Below are 18,664 nucleotides of genomic sequence, written 5' to 3' on the forward strand. Positions count from 1 at the left end.
TTAGTACGTCAAAGGTTTGTTCTGTGCGGATAAAATAAGATCTGCCACTTCTCTTACGACATGCTCTCCCCTTTTTCTCTTAGTAATATATTGACATGATTTTTTAACAACCTCGGGAGCATCAAAAACAGTAATCGCTAAGCCAACCGCTGGGAAAACTTTGATATCATTAACATCGTCCCCCATGTATATAACCTCGTCGGAGGACAAATCCTTTTCTTTCATAATACGCCGCAAGATATCAAGCTTGCCTTCGCTATTATGTATCCCTTGCCAGCAATTAATCCCTAACTTTTTACATCTAGCACTCACGACTGGGTTTTCCTCTTTGGATAAAACAATTATTTCAATGCCTGCCTTTTTTAATAGCTCAATTCCCATACCGTCAATCCGGCTAGCCCGAACCGACTCCTTACCATCTTGATCAACGTATACATAGCCATCAGTAAAGATACCGTCGAAATCCAAAGCGAGTAATTTAATGCGTAGCAACTTATCTTTGATTTCCGGTTCCATAATTATGGTAAATTAATCATCAAAACTAACTTGCTTCAAATCCGAATAAAAATTCATCGCTTGCCAACCAGTTTCTTTCCAACCATTGCCGGATAAACCTAAGCCGCCAAATGGTGTATGGGGCTCCGAGCCGTGAGTTGGTCCATTGACTCTGGCAACGCCCGCGATGTAACGTTTTATAAACGTCATGCCCTTTTTTAGATCACTAGTGTGGATTGCGCCTGTTAGCTTATAATCAGCGTCGTTAGCTAGATTTATAGCCTCATCAAAATCATTGGCCTGATACAAAATAACAACCGGGCCAAAAACCTCTGCCTTTGATATTTTATCGTTGGGTCCCACATTTTCCAAAACAGTCGGTTCCATAAAAAAGCCAGGGCGGTCAATTCTTTTACCGCCACATAAAAGGGTCGCACCCTTTCGCACGGCCTCCTCAACCGATAATAAAATCTCATCCAATCTTCTCTGGTTTATAATCGCTCCTAAATCATCACTATTGCCAGTGCCTGATTTCAAGGATTTAACCTTGGCCAAATACATCTCCTTAAACTGATCATACACTTCACGCATCACAATAACGCGACTACCTGACGCACATCGCTGTCCGGTGTCAATAAAACCTGAACCTACCGCCGCCTCGACAGCCTTTTCCAAATTAGCATCATCACAAATAATAATTGGATTTTTTCCGCCGGCTTCCACCATGGTTTTTGTCAGGCGGTCAGCCGAAGCTTTAATAATAGTTTGAGCGGTCGCAACTGACCCCGTAAAGCTTACAAACTGAACCCGCTTGTCAGTAACTAATGGTGTGCCAATATCACTGCCTTTACCCTGAACCACATTGTATACTCCTTGTGGCAGACCAGCTTCTTTCAAAATTTTACCGAACCAAACCGCAATGTAGGGCGTATCTTCATGAGATTTTAAAACGATAGTATTGCCACAAAGTAGCGCCGGGAAAACTTTTGATGCAATGCCGGCTAAGGGATTATTAAACGGCGTAATTAAAACACCTGGTCCAAGACTTTGCCTAATCATTTGAACTCGCCTTTTTGCCACAGAGCTTTTTAGCACTTCAACTTCATCAAACCTATCGGCCTGGCTAGCCCAAAATTGTCCCATTTTTACCGCCCAGTTAACTTCCCCAAGAGAAATTATTTCCGACTTGCCTGACTCTAAAGATATTATCTCGGCTGCGGCCCTGCTCTTTTGCTCTAAAAGGTTTGCCGCCTGGGCGACTAAATCAGCCCTTTGAGCAGTATTTGAGTTTGACCAATTTGGATAAGATTGGCTAGCGGCTTGTATGGCTAAATCAATATCATTGGTATCACCGGCAATAACTCTAGATAAAACTTCCCCGCTGGCAGGACTAAATTTATTGAAATAAGCTCCCGATTCGCCAGCGGTCTCTTTGCCGGCAATCCAGTGAACTATTTCGGATGGATAAGTCATATCTTTATTGATGTTTAAAAGGCTGTTTATTTACTTTCGGCAATGCTACATCACCTGTTCGTATCATTTTTTCTAACCACTCCCAATCAGATTTGTAATCAACGGCAAAGCCTTCATAGCCTTCAGTTAAAAAAGGGCCTAAAATTTTACCTTCTCGCGTGTTGTATTTATCAACTACTTTGGTCCAAGCCATCTCTAAGCTACTATTCTGCACATAAACCTTTGGTAACGCTTGGTATTGCCCAGCATGCCAAGCCACTTCCAAATGATCTTGATTCAAAAGCGGTTTCATGGTCTCACCTTCAATTATCCACATCTTGCCCGGGTGTTGCTTGCAAAGTTCTACCGCTCTTAAAGAATCAATCTTTTGATTATTGATAAACTCCTGATACGCTCGCCGGATTGTATCTGCTGATCTAAACGGGCTGGTTGGGCGAAGGATAGCAAAAATATCATACTTTTCTTCTATATTTTCAAGCGCGTGCTTAATCCATTCAATGTCAGGCGAAGTTGAATTTGCAAATTCTTGGGGCCTTAAAAAAGGTGCGTCCGCGCCATAATAAATAGCGATTTTTTGGATAATCTCAGAGTCAGTCGAAACAACAATTCTGTCAAACAAACCGCTTGCTTGCGCCGCGCTAATAGTATACGCAATCATTGGATGCGAATTAAGTGGCCGAATGTTTTTATCCTTAACTCGTTTTGAACCAGCTCGGGCGGGAATTAATCCAATAATTTTATATTTTTTTTGATCAGGCATACGCTTTAACTTTTCTCTTTATCTGATTTTTTAAATCTGAAATAACTGGGCATGAAATTCCGTGCTTGCTCCCGGCGTCGATAATAGCACCGGGAATGGCCTCAAGCTCAGGGGTTTTTTTGTTCTCAATATCTCTCAGCATTGAAGATTTAAAATTAACCCCGATTTTATTCACTCTGGCAATTTCCTCTTCAATATTTATACTCACGCCCTCAGCCTGCGCTACCGAAGCTGCCTCTTTTAAACACTTAAGAAGAGATTCCATCCAATCAGAATTTTTTCTAAGGTCACCAAGCTTCATGCCTGATGCGGCGGTTGTGCAAGCCAGAGCATTTAAGCGGCAAAGCTTTTTCCACAAAACCTCTTTATCGTTAGCATATATTTTTGTTTGAATTCCATGGCCATTTAACCAGGTGGAAATTTGCTTTACTTCACTCATGCCAACTTCCTCATTCGGAGCCAGTCCAACAACAGTTGCCTTGGAAGGGTGAACAATTTCATTTGAGCTTTGCCTATACGATTCTGTTAAAATCGATCCAGCTATCACCTTGGGGCCAAGTGTTTGGCGTAAAATATCCATATGCGACAAGCCATTCAACAAAGCTACGCCTAACCCAAATTTATCTTTTAGTGAATTGAGTGACGACTTTAGATTAGTAGACTTAGTGCTGACAAATAATAAGTCTGGCGTTTGAGTTAATTGGGTAGTAGCCTTAGGATGGGCTGTAAATCGCCCGTACTTAACGCTGTCTAGCTTCAATCCTTCTTTATTAATCAAATCAACTGTACGCTTAGTCCCAACGGCAATTACATCTACCCCCTGCTTCCATAAAATCGCCGCAATTAAACCGCCTATGGCGCCGGGGCCTAAAATGGCAATAAGTTGTGGATTAAAGCTTTTAACCATATTTAACTTACCGGGTGGGCTTTTAAAACGTCTTCATTAATATCACATCCCCAGCCCGGCTTATCATTTAATGTCAAAATGCCTTGATTTATTTCTGGCTTAGCGCTAGTTAATTCGTCTTTCCAAGGCACGTCATCAACGTCAACTTCTAAAGTTTTAAGATTTGGCACTAAGGCTGCAAATTGGGCGCTAATAAATGTGGCCAAATGGCTGTAATAATTATGAGGCGTGATATTCATCTCATAAACTTCTGCTAAATCTGAGATCTTTTTGGATTGAACAAATCCGTTCCAAATAACATCAATGCTAGCAAAGTCCATGGAATAATTCTCTAAATATGGCTTATATTGCCTTACACCGTATAAATTTTCACCCGAACAAATTGGCGTGGTTGTATGTTCTTTAATCTGTGCCAAGGCTTTAGCATCGTAAGAATCAATCTCTAACCAAGTTAAATTATAAGGCTCTAAAACTTTAGCCACTTTTTTATAGCCATCAGTTTTAAAGTTGTAATTCAAATCGACAATTATGCCGAATTCATCTCCGCCCGCCGATCTAATTGTCTTCACGTATTGTTCCAAATCATTTAACAGCGTTTGGGAGTAATTCAGCTCGGCCGGACCGTTAAAGCCTGGCATATAGATGTGAGGTTCGGGCTTGAAGCAAGCGATATTAGTTTTGATTGTATTGAAGCCCATGGCTTTTGTTTGAGATACAAATTTTGCAACATCATCTAAACCTTTAAGCTGCGGCACACCGACCTTGTCAGCTGCCCTAACTCTTGTCGTACCCCAATGAGACCAATAAACTGGAATTGTATCTCTAATCGGGCCGCCGAAAAGATCACAGACCCTAACGTTGTGATGCTTACCGACAATATCAAGTAATGCATTTTCAATACCGCCAATTGCTTTTTGAATAATACTCCCAACACTTTGCCTTGTAGCGGCGTATAATTCCCAATAAATAGCTTCAAAGGCTAAAGGATTTTTCCCAATAAGCCTTGGCTTTAAGTCGCTTACCACGCCGGCTATACCCGACGGAGACCCATGCGAATCAGTACACTCGCTATATCCAGTTAAGCCAGTATTCGTAGTAATTTTAATAAAAAGCCACTGCCGCCAACCAGCATCACATTTTAAAAACTCAACATTTTCTATCTTCATATAAGTTTGATTATTTACCAAGCGCTCCATCCGCCATCAATAACCAGGTTTGACCCAGTCATGTACGAGGATGCGTTAGAAGACAAAAACAAGATGGCGCCATTATAGTCATCTTTCTTTGCCATTCTGCCTAGTGGAGTTTTATCGCTATATTTATTAATAAATTCTTGATCTTGGCCAGACCCTACTCCGCCCAAGGTTAATGTATTGACTCTAACATTTTTACTTGCCCAATAAGTAGCCAGGTAGCGGGTTAAGTTCAAAACCCCTGATTTAGTCACGCTGTAAGCTGCTGGTTTCACAAAATCTTTATAAATTCTTTGATCTGGCGACAACAACCCATAAATAGAAGAGATATTAATAATACTACCGTCATTGTTTTCAGCCATCTTGGCCCCGACTACCTGGCAACAAATAAACATGCCCGTTAAATTAACCGCTAAAGTATCATTCCATTTTTCAATTGGATAATTCTCAAAATTTTCTCCCCCGCCATTAATTGGCGGAAAATCAATTGCGGCGTTGTTAATTAAAATTTGGGGCAAGCCAAAGGTATCAATAACAGATGCCAAAGCTGATTCAACTTCCTTTCGCTTAGTTATATCAACTTTTATATTCAATACCGCACCGCTCTCAATAAGCGAACTCAATGCGTGTCCAGAAACCATTTGTTGTTTGTCGAAAATAGCAACTTTTGCGCCAGCCCGCACTAAAGTCTGGGTGTATTCAGAACCGAGCATGCCCAAACCGCCAGTTACAATTGCAACCTTGCCGCTTAAATCAAATAATTCTTTCAGATGGTTCATATTAAAATTCAATATGGTCCTCAATTAATACAGTATCTGCTGGAATATCAATTTTTATTCGCTTGCCAACAATTTCTTGAATCATTTTAGGTTTTAACCCGTAACCTGGACTTTTACAAATAATCATTTCTTCTGTGATAACGGTGCCGGCCGGTAGGTTTGTGGCAGATACTATGCTTTTACTATGTTTTTCCCTCGTTTTAATCTCGTCGTCCCACAATTTCTTTACTGGCGTACCTAAGGACTGCTCAATCGCCCGGGCGTTGTCCACCATATCTTTAAATTCACTCGGCTCAATGCTCACAGTCGCGTGGTCAGGCCCGGGTAAATTTTTATTTAAGGTAAAATGACGCTCAACGCATTTTGCACCGATGCTCACTGCCGCCAATGTTGGGATAAAACCTTTCTCATGGCCCGAATAGCCCACCGGCAAGGGCGAGAAATGTTCTTTAAGCAACGAAATTGTCAATAAATTAATCTTGTTTTCAGGTGTTGGATAAATTGAAAGGCAATACATAATAATTAATTGTTTATTATACTTTAGTATTGCCGCCACTGCTTCATCTGCTTCTTCCATCGTCGACATACCTAAAGATAAAATAACCGGCTTGCCTTGCTTGGCAATATACTCAATTAGCGGAATATTCGTTACATCAAACGAAGCTATCTTGTAAACCTCTTGGCTTACCTTCTCTAAAAAATCAACACTCTCTTTATCAAAAGGCGTGGCAAAAAAAGTAACCCCCAAATCTTCAGCAAATCTTTTCAAGTGGATAAACTCATCCTCATTTAACTCCAGACGTTTCCGATATTCTCCATAGGTGGCGCCAAAAATTTGATCCTTAGTTTGGGCTCTTTCCAATAGCTCCCTAGTAAACGTGCCGGACACTGATCTTTTTTGCAATTTCACGGCATCAGCACCGGCATCAACGGCCGCTTGTATGTGTTTTTTCGCTAAATAATAATCACCGTTATGATTATTCCCTATCTCGGCGATGAAATATGTCGGCTCGTTTTCGCCTATATATTTATTGCCAATCTTCACTTTACTAGGTAAATCCATAGATGTTTTCATATATTTAAGTTGAATTGCTATATTAGCTTAATTTATTATATGTTTCAATGGTTTCAATTATTGCGTGCTCAGCTTTTTTACTCGCCCCGCCGGCCGTGGTCGAGATATATTCGTTCAAAAAATCATCCCTTGCCTCGCGGTCATACTGAAAATTATGAGCCTTTTCAAATAACAATTGTTCAAGCGTTTCAATGTCCCGAGCGTAATGAACCAGCTTCTGGTGGTTAGTAAAATAGTCCCATGGCTGGCCTGCCATAATATCATCAAAATCAGGCGTCACAATCAATTTACCGACTACGATTGCTTCAATTAAGGTTGTGGAGCTAAATCCAATTACCGCCAACGACTGGTGAATCATTTCCGAAGGATCACCAATATTTGTAATCTTAAAATTAGCTATCCCGTCTTTAAAATATTTATTTAATATATTCTCAACATATTCCACAAAGTGCTTGGCTCTCTTGGTTTTCACCACAAAGCTAACATCCGGATGCTTTTTTGCCAGCTCCATTACCATTTTAAAGAATTGTTCTGAACGTTCATCAATTTTTTTTAACTTATCTTCGTCTTTGGTAATGTAACGAAAACTATGGCGCGGCCAAAAAGAGAAAAAAACAATTTGTTTTCGATTTGGTTTTTCGTCAGGTGATAAAAAATAATTATCAAAGCGAGGAATGCCCACAATTGAACTATTGTCGCGACTTAGGCCAGCCATATTAATATTCAATAGCCCTTCCATATTTTGCTTGTTATAAAACAATACTTTGGCGCCAATAAATTTATGATTTTTGTATTGATTAACATAATTTTCGTACGACTCTGAAACCGCAACCGCTTCTTTATGCAAAACAATAAATGGAATGTTTAACTTGGTGCAGGCCCTGGCTAATTCTTGTTGGGGCATGTAAGCAAAATTACCTGTTAAAATAGCTTTAAAGCCGCTAAACTTTTTATACGCTGGCAAAAACTTCATTATGAATTGAAAGTATTTTTCTCTGCCTTCTGTGCAATAATTTGTGACATGATAATTATTCTCTTCTAATAATTCATATTTCGGTCCTCGCATAAAGTGGTCAAAAAATATCTGCCAGTATGGCAAAGGCGTGCTCAAAAATTCAATTTGTCCGCTAAACTCAGACATGGCTTTGACATCATCCATAAAGATACTTCTCGCCAACGCCAAAACTTTATACTTTGAACCATTGCTATTCTCCTTTTTAGTCAAAAAAGCTAAAGACATTGCCGCCAAATAAGGACTGTTTAATGCCAAAGGAGTTTTTAACAATAAATTACTTAAAGTCGACTTAGCCTTGTTTCTAATTTTTCTACCGAATGTAAATATTTTTCTCATCTGATTAATCTATTAATGAATAAATTCTCCCGTCTGCCGAAATCTTTGACAAATCAAAGTTACTTTCTGGCAAATCCCCTTTTTTGTTTTTACAAAAAACCAATGCTTGCTGGTTGCCAATTTTAGTGAAGCCGGTTAGAAATTCTAAGCGGCTAATGAGCCATGCAAACAAACGAAATGGCCTCAATCCGGCAATTGGATGCGAACCTAAATCACCCTTACGTTCAAAAATTGATTCATACAACCGGCTGGCTAAATTCTTATAATAAACTATTTTGACATTACTAAAATATTTTTGTGCCATCTTGATCGCGTCAGGAAATAAGTTATCCATCGAAAGCTGAAAAAGCAATTCGCCAGGCTTAGCCGTTATTCGGCATAGATGTTCAATCGCCACTATTTTGTCTTGCCCCGGTAAATGGTCTAAACTATTGGTTGACACTACCACCTCAGCGCTGCCGCTGGGCAAAGCATCTAACTTTTTCATATCAGCATAGATACCAAATGTGTTACCTGAATTATACTTCTCTACTCCATTTTTCAAAGCGGCCAAATCACTATCAATACCATAGTACCTATCCGTTTTAAACATTTTACGATTTTTAAAATTAGCTGAGGCCGCATCAATTCCAACCCCGTAAGTAAACTTCTTCAGTTCTTTTTCCAGCCGATCAAATAAGTAAGCTTTGGATGGTCTAATAACTAAATTCATATGCGTAATAATTTCATCACTCGAGTAAGTGTATAAAGTGTGGCAAATGGCGCTAAGGCAAACTTATTCCCCGCCTCATAGCGATAGCGATATATTTTTAGCCAATTAGCAATTTTTTGCTTTGTATTCATAATGCTCCCATACTTTTTAGTAAACTCAAAAATACCTTTTGCCATTTTGCCCGCGTCAGTTAATCTTTCGGCGCCATGCTCACGAATAATAGCTTGATTGTCCGGCAAAGTAACAACTTTTATATTTTTCATTAGAAGTTCTAAAATCAAACTTTTATCTTCTGAAGGGGGCAGCTTGGCGTCAAACCCGCCGACTTGTTTAAATAAATCCTTGCTAATAACGATATTGCTGCCTGTTATTCCCGGATTATAAACTAAAATTGCGTCTTGGCTTAATTTGTTATGTGCATTCTTGTATGGTACAACTTTGTCATTTTGTAACTTATCTAAACGGCTAATCATGCATTTAGCACCGCGGCTAATGGCGTTTGAAACATTTTTTAGATAATCTTTATGCCACAAATCATCATCATCTATAAATGCCACAAAATCTCCCGCCGCCAAAGCAGCTCCCGCATTTCTAGCTTTGGCCGCACCGGCATGCGGTTCAATGTCTATAATTTTAACTGTATCCATATCGGACGGTAGCTTAACTTTATTATCGCCATTATTTACAACTAAAACTTCATACGGGCTTAAACTCTGATTCAAAACGGAACGCAAACTCTCTTCTAGATATTGTGGGCGGTTATGAGTTGGTATGACAACGCTAATTTTCATATATTTAACACCCGTTTAATTTCAGCTCTATAAAATTGCCACAATTTTTCCATATCGCCCTTCTCGGCTTGTTCCCAAACTTGATAATAATTAAATTCCAGGCCAGTATCCATTACAGCCGCCACATAATTTTCTAACTTCTGTTCGTACTCAGGAGATTGTAAATTTGTTTTAAGCAATTCCTTAATCTTTGAGGTTATAGTAGTAATGTCTGAATGCTGAAAAACATTTGGCAGCTTAAGCATGGTGCCTAAATTCCCCAATTGAATTGCCGGTTTGTTATAGAAAGCCGCCTCGACTAAAGTGGTGCCATTTGGGCTGATAACTAAGTCTGTTCTCTTTAAAACATCTTGAGTTGGAATACGATAGTCAATTAGCTTCACATTGATGGTCCGGGCTAATTTTTCAATATATGACGGAGAGCGCAATCCGACCATAGCCGGGTGTTCCTTAACAACCAAAGTATAATCGCCGGGCAGAGACATGGCTATTTGGCGGGCTGTCTCAATTTGGTTGCTATAGTACGGCGCCGCTACGTCAATCACCGCTTCCGGTTGAAATTGAAGCGGAAAATAAACAAACTTTTTAATTTGGTCAAACGGATAATACTCATACTTATCCATAAAACGCGCATACCGGCGGGAAGCAAAAAAGTCACGTAAAATAATTCTCGGGGGTCGGTAGTCAATCGAAATTCCTGTGCTTTTTATATAGTTAACATGTTCGGTCGTGTACCACAGCCAAATATGATACCACGGCTTAAGCCAATATTTAATCCACTGCTTAAATGTTTTTCCCCCACTGTGAACCACGGTAAAATATGGTTTTTTAAACTGAGCACGAAATTCTTGAATGTATTTTTTAGCTTTATCCCTGTTAGGTGAATTAGTTTTTTCAGCGTTAAGTGCGTCCACATGATCATAAAACAAGCCTTTGTTTTCTTTATAGTAATGTGTAAAAATGTTATAACCTTTTATTCGCGGATCAGTAATTGCCAGCATCGTGACGCCTTTTTGCTCAGCATACAAATTACACATGATATGAAAAACGTCCGGGAAATTCGGAACAATTATCACTTCCGGTTTGAATTTTTCAAAAATTGATTTAATACATTTATACGCCGCCATAACATAATCTAGAATTTCCTCGTCAGATACATTTTGACGGTAACTATAATAAAATTTATCTTTATATGAACGCGTATGCCGTCGTGAGGTAGCGATAATTTGCCACATCGAATCAATGCCTAAAGCTTTACCAATCTCTTCCAGCGAATAGTGCTCCCCTGCTAAATAACTTTTGGGATCGCTCATAATATCATCATGATTAATAATCATTTCGTACTGTACTTCTTTTTGTTCAACAATAAAATTATGCGTGCTGCGTTTAAACGTCAGCGCCCCAATTTTCGCACCTTCTAAAACCAGCCGCTTCGCTAAATAATGTCCAATCCTAAAACCCCAGCCCCGTTGCTGAAAAATTAAAACGCGCTTATTTGAAAATTCTGAGGCCATTATTTTTGCTTATATATTTTAAGTACATACTTCTTGCCTTTATATTTAAACCAGGCTGGATATTTCTCATTATCAACTACGCGCAAGAGGTTAAATTGCTTCTTAATACTCTGGTTGATGTCTAGCTCACTATCTTTCGGGCCGCGGCGCTTATAAACACTACTTTTACCAACCTGCTTGTGCGCTTTAATCTTTTGGCTGCGCTTAACAAAATTCAAAACCATTCGTTCAATGCAAAGAAATAATTTTTCTTGCCACTCATCTACCAACTCATGGCCATCTAGCGTAAAGCTATTCTTCAAATACCAATTACCACTATCAAACCCTTCTGCTACTTCAAATAAAGTTACCGGGATCTTATTTTTGCCTTCTATGATTTGCCACGTGGTTGGCGACATGCCCTTGCCGTTTGGCAAATCGCTGGCATGAACAACAATGTTAAATTTACTTTTGGCCCGGGTAGTTTTAGTAATATAATCTTCACAACTTAAAAAAAACGAGATGTCAGAATTTTTGGGAATCTTTGCTTGAGTGTCATAAATAACACAACGATGCCCTAACTTTTTAATTTGAGTTACTAACCTTTTAGCTTTTTTGAAAAACCAACTGTTCTGATTATCAATAATAATGTTAATTTTCATACAAATTACTTATTTTATTAAATCCCAGCTTAAAGGCGTGCCTCGTCGAATATCTGATTTAGCCATTTTAGTTAAAACTTTTTCATAATCTTTAGGCGGTAGTCCATTAGCTGGCCTGATAACGCGAACATTGTTCGGCGTAAAAGGTTCACCTTTTTTAATATCTTGAACTGCAAATAGTGAACGCCGAAACCGTTTATTGCCTTCTTCTTGTTTGGTTCTTGGACCGTAAGAAATATTACCCATAACTTTTTCTTGCTCACGAATTTTTTCAACCATTTTAGCAAATTCTTTTTGATCCAAAGAAAAAGTATTGTCTAAGGCCTTGCCATCGTGGTTTATCACTAAATGCTTTTCTATAATAGAGGCGCCTTTAGCCGCCGCTAGGGCCGGCACCTCAATGCCACCCATATTGTCAGAAAATCCTACTACCACGTTAAACCTATCAGCTAAATCAAGCATAGTAGCTAGATGCGTATTCTCTACTTTGGGCTCTAAGCTATATGAAGCCGTACAATGAAGGAGAGCAACATCTTTTGCCCCATTGTCCTTTAGCGTCTTTAAAGCTAACTCAATTTCTTCTAAGCTCGCGAAACCAACTGATAAAATTACTGGTTTGCAAGTAGCAGCAACCTTTTTTAATAGTGGAATGTCGGTGGCTTCATACGATGCAATTTTGTAGCAAGGCACTTGTAGCTGTTCCAAAAAATCAACTGCGCTATTGTCAAAAGGCGTGGAAAAAAATATTAACCCCAATTCATGGGCAAGTTTTTGCAAATCAGCGTGCCACTCCCACGGAGTATAAGCTTTTTGATATAATTCATAAAATGATTGGTTTTTCCAACTTTCGGGATTATCTTTGCCGTCAACTTGGAACCACTCTTGATCAGAATCTATAGTTAAAGTGTCAGCTGTGTAAGTTTGCAACTTAACTGCATCAGCGCCGGCTGCGGCAGCTGCTTTGATAATCGCAACCGCTTGGTCATAATCTTGCTCATGGTTAGCGGACATTTCAGCGATTATAAAACACGGAAATCCAAAGCCAACATTTTTTTGGCCTTTAGAAGTTTTTATCGCAAAGCTTTTTTTATTCATATTGATATGTACCGTTTTTTATTTGCTCTATACCCTTGTCTTCTAACTCAAGCCGTTTTTCCATTGCTTTGGAGCCGTAAGCTTGCTCAATATCTGCTTGCCAGCTACCTGGCTCATTTTCTATCGCAATGTCTTCAGCAAACACCAATTCGTATGGAATAGCAGAATAAAATTCTTTAAGCTTAGGATGAGTTTCAATCATAGCCTTGACTCTGGGTATATGCCACAAATTAGAAACAATTTTAATCTCCGAAATATCTTTAGCTTTAATAATATCAATTACGCCAGCCAAATTTTGATATGTATTTTTTGAATCTTCTTCCAGGATAATTCTGTCTTTTGGTACACCCAGTTCTATTAACTCTTGCTTGATAACTGAAGCAATTGTCGGTGCGCCAGAAATCGAAGCGTACTGACCTTTGCCGCTGGCTGGAATCAAAAGTGCATCAGGATATTCATTGGCTAAATATGCCGCCGCAACCACACGGACACGATCACCATTAACACCAAAATTATCACCTTCGTCAAAATTTGTGGTGCGCCAAGTCCCATCTTTTTCTTCAATTAATCCCCCGCCTAAAATAATTATGCCCAACATATTTACCTGACTTTAAAAATATTTGTAATTGGCTTACCGCGCAAAGCCTGCGTTAACTTACCGTTATCCAACAACTTTTTTAGCTCCGGTAGAATTCCTTTATATGCGCTGATCAAAATCTCAAGGTCTTTTTGGGTGTGGCTAAAACTCATATTATGTTGCCCAAGCCATAAAATCCCCCGCTGCAATAGTTCCTGTTGAATATAAGTTTTTATCTCTAAGGCGTTGCTGTTTCGCGCATCTTGAATAATAAAAACTTGCCAGCACGGCTTCCCGGCGACTGAAATAATATCTTCTAGACCATTTTGCTTGAGTAGCTTATTCACGGTCATCTGTAAATACTTGCCTTTTTTCCAAATTGCCGGAATAACTTTTTTGCGCTCCATCTCTTTAATTGTTGCAATGGATGCCGCGAGTGATAAAGCTTCTCCGCCAAAAGTAAACGAATAGAAAATATCATCAACAATTTTCATGTATTTACGCTTGCCAACTAACGCGGCAATTGGCATACCATTACCCATAGATTTTCCAAAGGTGGCTAAGTCTGGTGTAACCCCAAATAGTTTTTGGGCCCCTCCAAGGTGATAGCGAAAACCGGTAATAATTTCATCAAAAATCAAAAGGGCGCCGTGTTGGCGGGTCAACTTCCTGACTTGGTGCAAGAAATCGTCTTGAGGCTCAACGTAATTCATGGGCTCCAAGATAACCGCAGCAAGTTTATGGCGGGCCATCAATTTTTTTAATGAAGTAATATCATTATATTTAAATGTATGCGTCAAGGCACGGGTGCTTTTCGGCACACCAAGGGACCGGGCGGTTGAACCAATGTACCAATCATGCCAACCGTGGTATCCGCCAACGGCTATATGGTCGCGGCCAGTATATGCCCGAGCCACCCGCACAGCACCTGTGGTGGCGTCAGAACCATTTTTGCCAAACCGCACCATTTCGGCGCAGGGAATATGTTTAACTAAAAGTTTTGCTAGCTCATATTCTAAAGTTGAAGACAATGAAAAAGTAATCCCTTTATTTAGTTGCTCTCGAATGGCTTTATCAACAGCCGGATATTGATACCCTAAAATAACCGGCAGTAAACCATTGATCATGTCTATGTACTCGTTCCCGTCAACGTCCCAAATATGCGCCCCTTGGGCGCGAGTTACAAATAACGGAGCTTGGCCTTTAACATATTGCAAATAACTTTTACTAAAAGTTTGAGAAGCTAAGGGAATAACTTGCTTAACCTTTTTAAACATTTGATTACTTTGAGTAAACTTTTTAGTCATATTATTTTATTAATTTATCGCTTGCCAGTGACTTAGCAAGACCTTCATTACGTTTAATATTAGTATTTTTTAATTTAACTTCCGGATTCTCATCAAGCAAACGAATGAAATCATTGTAAGTAGCATTAACGTCAGTATGTTTAATTAAAAACTCAATGACTTCAAAATCTTCGGGATTATCAACGGTTAAACGATAGCTGGAATAATTTTTTGTCGCTGCCAGATTGTACTTTTTAAAAAAATCATTATTACGAATAAATAAAGTAACATGTTCTCGTTCGGATTGCAGCTTGGCTTCTTTCGCGGCCCGGGTTAAAGCGTCCAAAGTAAAAACTTCCACGTCCATGCCGTCAGGAAAAGTTTCTTTAATAATGTTAGCCGCGTAATCAACTTGACTCTGATTGAACGCTTGAATCACTTTATCTATAACTGCCGGGTCAATTAAAGGGCAGTCCCCAGTCACTCTCACTATGGTTTGATATTCAGGATAGCTCAATGCACATTGATAATAACGTTCTAGCACATCTTCGTTCGACCCCCTAAAGCAATCTACTTCTAGCTTTTTGCATAGTGCCTCTACCTTGTCATCACTTGGGTCAGTAGTTGTTGCCACCACAACCCGATCAACCAGCGTGGATCTTCCTAGGCGGCTAATTTCATATTCTAACAAAGGCATACCGTTAACTTGCTTTAGCACTTTACCGGGCAGTCTAGTTGACCCCATACGGGCCTGAATAATACATAAAACTTTATTTTTCATCTTTGTAAACAATATTTTAATGTGTAAAACCCCCGCTCAAAATCATTGAATGTTTTGGCTTTATTCTTGACGCATCTTAAAAAATACTTTAATTCATCCACATACATGTCATTAACCTTAAACTTCCTTGATTCATATACTTTTTTCTTTTGATTATTTATTTCCAGCCAAACAATATTGCGATTAAAATCCCAACTTAACTTACCTTCACTGCCAATTACCTCACAAGTCCGAGTGTATTGATTTTGTAGATAATCGCATCCCACAAACCCATACGATCCATTTTTAAAAGTAAACGCAGCTACTCCAACATCTTCTGTCTCTATTTGCAAATCGCTTAACTTGGTGGCTATTACACTTGAATTAGTTACCTCAGAAAATTTATTCAGCCAAAAAAGTAAATCAAACTCATGAATATCATCCAAAATAATTCCTCCGCCCGTAGCACGTTTAGCCGCATAGTTTTTTCGGTAATCTTGGCCCGGCCGCCATTTAGGCAAATAATACCCAAAGTAATGATTGATGAGTTTAATTCGCCCTAATTTGCCAGCGTCGATATATTTTTTAATAAATTTTAAACAGGGGTGAAAACGCATATTGCACGCTACCATCGTAATCGCCTTTTTTTGTTTCGCTAGTTTAATAAGTTCTTTTATGCCTTGAGTTGAATGTGATAAAGGTTTTTCAATAAAAACGTGACACCCGGCCTTGACGGCGGCGGAAGCACTTTTGACGTGGGCATTATTGGGGTTACAAATCATAACTACATCAAAATCTTTAAGCGTTTCAATAGTCACATTTGAAACAGTTTTAATGGACTTATTTTTAAGTCGTTTCTTATTTATATCAAACACATAAATATCACTAAATCCGAGCGCTTTTAAATTTTTATAGTGGCGTTGGCCGATTGAACCAAAACCATTAATTAATATCTTCATATTAAGCGTTAATTCTAACCGGCACGTTAAGGGTGTGTAAATAATCTCGGGCTTTAATCACACTCTGATTAGTAAAATGCAAAATGCTACCCAAAGATACAGCTGACGCATGTCCCTCATTTATACCCTTAGCTAAATCTTCTAAACTCCCGACTCCGCCTGAAGCGATTACCGGTATGGATAAAGCATCAGCCACTTGCCTAATCGTTGCAATATCATAACCACCCCTAGTACCTTCTTGATCTATATTTGTCAGTAAAATTTCTCCGGCGCCAAGCCGCTCGGCTTCTTTTGCCCACTCCACCGGATCAAGCCCAGTGGCTTTGCTCCCACTATGGGTAAAAACTTCCAACTTACCATTATCATTTTGTTTATAATCAATTGCCACCACAATACACTGTTTGCCATAACGTTTAGCGGCATCAGTAATAAATTTAGGCTGCTCTGCTGCGATAGTATTAATAGAAATTTTATCTGCCCCGGCTCGTAATAACTCCTGAATATCTTCCAATGCGGCTATGCCTCCGCCAACAGTTAGGGGCATAAAGCACTCATCGGCTGTTTGGGAGACAATATCAAACAATATCGAGCGCTTGTCGCGACTAGCGGTTATATCTAAAAAAATTAATTCATCGGCGCCTTGGGCATCATAAATTTTGGCGTTAGTAACCGGATGGCCGACATCACGATGATTCATAAAATTAACGCCCTTGACGCAACGTCCGTCCTTTAACAACAAACAGGGGATTATTCTTTTTTTAACCATGACCGTTCCAATTAACAAAATTAGTTAACAGTCTTAAACCTGAGGTTTGACTTTTCTCGGGATGAAACTGAGTGGCAAAAATATTATCCTGTAAAATTGCGGCGGTAATTTGGATGCCGTAGTCAGTTGTAGCGACTATGTCTTTTGGGCTTTGGCAAATCATATGATAGCTATGGACAAAATAAAATTCTGATCTTGTCTTTAAACCGTTAAAAAGTGAACAACTTTCATTATACTTAATTTCATTCCAACCAACGTGTGGTACTTTCAAATCATTATCCGCTATTTTAAGCGGCTTGACTTGCGCGTCAATCCAACCTAAACCTTGATGTTTGCCAAACTCTTCACTGCCTTGAGCTAATAATTGCATACCTAGGCAGATGCCTAAAAATGGTTTTTGGTCTTTTATAACTGCTTGTTCCAATGGCTCAATTAAATTTCTTTCTTTTAAATGCTTCATGCCGTCGGCAAATGCTCCAACTCCCGGCAAAACAATGCGGCTGGCTTGCAAAATATCTGTCGGCCTGTGCGAAATTACCACCTCGGCATTCAGCAATTCAAAAGCCTTGCTGACCGAACGAACATTGCCCATGTCATAATCAATAATCACTAACATTTAGTTCGGTCCCATAATTTTTGATCCCACAACTCCTTTCCCCGTTCAGTCTTTGATGGATCATGTTTATAAGGCGCTACTTGGTGCGACATAGCTATTTTCATAAACTCGTCTTCGGTAATTCCAACGTACTCCAAAAATACATCCAAACTCGCCGGGCGCTTACCGTCGTATTGCCCGGCCAGTTCTAACGCCTTATCCCGAGTCATTCTGCCGTTGCGTACATCAATACTAGTTAGGTGGCAAGTTCGGGCCAAACCGCGTTTAATAAATTTTAAATAATCGTCAGTCCCCTGAAACATATCCTCAATTTTTTCATAACCATATTCGGGTGGATATCCTTCGACTTCATCTGTTTCCCATTCCAATTCACGTTTTATAATCTCCACATGTTTTTTTACATCCCACGGAACGTAACTGCCTAAACAAATTGACCGGCACTTAATCCCGGCTAGTTCTTGTCGGCTCGGATAACGATAAGGCTCCAAATCCCTCATTGTCACTTTATCAACCATACCAACCATATCTTCGGCATTAATACCTAAGTTAATAAAACGGTTAAAACGGCGCTCATCTACTTCCTCTGGCTCATCGTAGCCATAATAAGCTGTGTATTCCGCGCTTGGCTCGCCCCAAACAACTAACGGGATTCCAAACTTAACGGCAATTTGCATCGGGTACGCAAAAGTAGCAGTGTGCGCATGCCAGTGAAAATCACCCTTACGTTTAAGTGATTCTAGCATTAACCTTTTCACGATTTGCCAATCTGAGCGGAAAGATAAAAAATCTACCCCTAGCTTTTTCATAGCTCTAATTCTGTTTTCTAAAGTCTTAGGACGATAAAAACCATGGTCAAAGCTCACCACTAATGGCTTTAAACCAAAATCTTTCATCAAAGAGTACAAAGTAAAAGT

General features: G+C 39.4%; 19 protein-coding genes and 1 pseudogene (1 of these 20 only partly in view). All 20 read right to left on the reverse strand.

Translation table 11 applies throughout. The features are described from left to right. The gene (locus COT81_01855; protein ID PIS05284.1) at nucleotides 1-516 is read right to left on the reverse strand and encodes a 3-deoxy-D-manno-octulosonate 8-phosphate phosphatase; all 516 of its coding nucleotides are present in this window, start codon (nucleotides 514-516) and stop codon (nucleotides 1-3) included. A gap of 12 nt (nucleotides 517-528) precedes the next feature. Next, entirely contained in the window at nucleotides 529-1,968 is a 1,440-nt protein-coding gene (locus COT81_01860; GenBank protein PIS05285.1) for an aldehyde dehydrogenase, read from the reverse strand. Nucleotides 1,969-1,972: 4 nt separating this feature from the next. Continuing rightward, a complete protein-coding gene (locus COT81_01865) occupies nucleotides 1,973-2,728 on the reverse strand; it encodes an acylneuraminate cytidylyltransferase (GenBank protein ID PIS05286.1) in 756 nt (251 codons plus the stop codon). Further along, nucleotides 2,721-3,635 (reverse strand): hypothetical protein, encoded by a 915-nt coding sequence (locus COT81_01870; GenBank protein PIS05287.1) that lies wholly within the window; start codon nucleotides 3,633-3,635, stop codon nucleotides 2,721-2,723. The genes COT81_01865 and COT81_01870 overlap by 8 nt, the downstream gene beginning before the upstream one ends. A 2-nt stretch (nucleotides 3,636-3,637) precedes the next feature. Next, the gene (locus tag COT81_01875; GenBank protein ID PIS05309.1) at nucleotides 3,638-4,801 is read right to left on the reverse strand and encodes a mandelate racemase/muconate lactonizing protein; all 1,164 of its coding nucleotides are present in this window, start codon (nucleotides 4,799-4,801) and stop codon (nucleotides 3,638-3,640) included. 14 nt (nucleotides 4,802-4,815) lie between these two features. Then, nucleotides 4,816-5,607 (reverse strand): short-chain dehydrogenase, encoded by a 792-nt coding sequence (locus tag COT81_01880; protein ID PIS05288.1) that lies wholly within the window; start codon nucleotides 5,605-5,607, stop codon nucleotides 4,816-4,818. Nucleotide 5,608: 1 nt separating this feature from the next. After that, nucleotides 5,609-6,682, reverse strand: coding sequence for an N-acetylneuraminate synthase (locus tag COT81_01885; protein PIS05289.1), 1,074 nt, complete (start codon nucleotides 6,680-6,682; stop codon nucleotides 5,609-5,611). 22 nt (nucleotides 6,683-6,704) lie between these two features. Then, on the reverse strand, nucleotides 6,705-8,033 hold the full coding sequence (locus COT81_01890) for a hypothetical protein (GenBank protein PIS05290.1): 1,329 nt from the start codon (nucleotides 8,031-8,033) through the stop codon (nucleotides 6,705-6,707). A gap of 4 nt (nucleotides 8,034-8,037) precedes the next feature. Continuing rightward, nucleotides 8,038-8,745 (reverse strand): hypothetical protein, encoded by a 708-nt coding sequence (locus tag COT81_01895; protein ID PIS05291.1) that lies wholly within the window; start codon nucleotides 8,743-8,745, stop codon nucleotides 8,038-8,040. Further along, on the reverse strand, nucleotides 8,742-9,536 hold the full coding sequence (locus COT81_01900) for a hypothetical protein (protein ID PIS05292.1): 795 nt from the start codon (nucleotides 9,534-9,536) through the stop codon (nucleotides 8,742-8,744). Before COT81_01900 ends, COT81_01895 begins: the two co-directional genes overlap by 4 nt. After that, on the reverse strand, nucleotides 9,533-11,050 hold the full coding sequence (locus tag COT81_01905; protein PIS05293.1) for a hypothetical protein: 1,518 nt from the start codon (nucleotides 11,048-11,050) through the stop codon (nucleotides 9,533-9,535). Before COT81_01905 ends, COT81_01900 begins: the two co-directional genes overlap by 4 nt. Next, entirely contained in the window at nucleotides 11,050-11,691 is a 642-nt protein-coding gene (locus COT81_01910; GenBank protein ID PIS05294.1) for a methionyl-tRNA formyltransferase, read from the reverse strand. Before COT81_01910 ends, COT81_01905 begins: the two co-directional genes overlap by 1 nt. A 9-nt stretch (nucleotides 11,692-11,700) precedes the next feature. Further along, complete coding sequence (pseI, locus tag COT81_01915; protein ID PIS05295.1) at nucleotides 11,701-12,786, reverse strand: pseudaminic acid synthase; 1,086 nt, start codon at nucleotides 12,784-12,786, stop codon at nucleotides 11,701-11,703. Next, nucleotides 12,779-13,384 (reverse strand): hypothetical protein, encoded by a 606-nt coding sequence (locus COT81_01920; protein ID PIS05296.1) that lies wholly within the window; start codon nucleotides 13,382-13,384, stop codon nucleotides 12,779-12,781. Before COT81_01920 ends, pseI begins: the two co-directional genes overlap by 8 nt. 2 nt (nucleotides 13,385-13,386) lie before the next feature. After that, complete coding sequence (locus COT81_01925) at nucleotides 13,387-14,670, reverse strand: aspartate aminotransferase family protein (GenBank protein PIS05297.1); 1,284 nt, start codon at nucleotides 14,668-14,670, stop codon at nucleotides 13,387-13,389. Nucleotide 14,671: 1 nt separating this feature from the next. Continuing rightward, a complete protein-coding gene (locus tag COT81_01930; protein ID PIS05298.1) occupies nucleotides 14,672-15,430 on the reverse strand; it encodes a spore coat protein in 759 nt (252 codons plus the stop codon). Then, nucleotides 15,427-16,368: a hypothetical protein gene (locus COT81_01935; GenBank protein PIS05299.1), complete on the reverse strand. Its 942-nt coding sequence runs from the start codon at nucleotides 16,366-16,368 to the stop codon at nucleotides 15,427-15,429. The genes COT81_01930 and COT81_01935 overlap by 4 nt, the downstream gene beginning before the upstream one ends. Nucleotide 16,369: 1 nt before the next feature. After that, on the reverse strand, nucleotides 16,370-17,134 hold the full coding sequence (locus COT81_01940; protein ID PIS05300.1) for an imidazole glycerol phosphate synthase subunit HisF: 765 nt from the start codon (nucleotides 17,132-17,134) through the stop codon (nucleotides 16,370-16,372). After that, nucleotides 17,127-17,750, reverse strand: coding sequence for an imidazole glycerol phosphate synthase subunit HisH (locus COT81_01945; GenBank protein ID PIS05301.1), 624 nt, complete (start codon nucleotides 17,748-17,750; stop codon nucleotides 17,127-17,129). Before COT81_01945 ends, COT81_01940 begins: the two co-directional genes overlap by 8 nt. Further along, a pseudogene (locus tag COT81_01950) lies at nucleotides 17,744-18,664 on the reverse strand (N-acetyl sugar amidotransferase) (it continues 231 nt past the right edge of the window). Before COT81_01950 ends, COT81_01945 begins: the two are co-directional and overlap by 7 nt.

Source organism: Candidatus Buchananbacteria bacterium CG10_big_fil_rev_8_21_14_0_10_42_9 (assembly GCA_002773845.1).
In the GTDB taxonomy this organism is placed as follows: Bacteria; Patescibacteriota; Patescibacteriia; order Buchananbacterales; family 21-14-0-10-42-9; genus 21-14-0-10-42-9.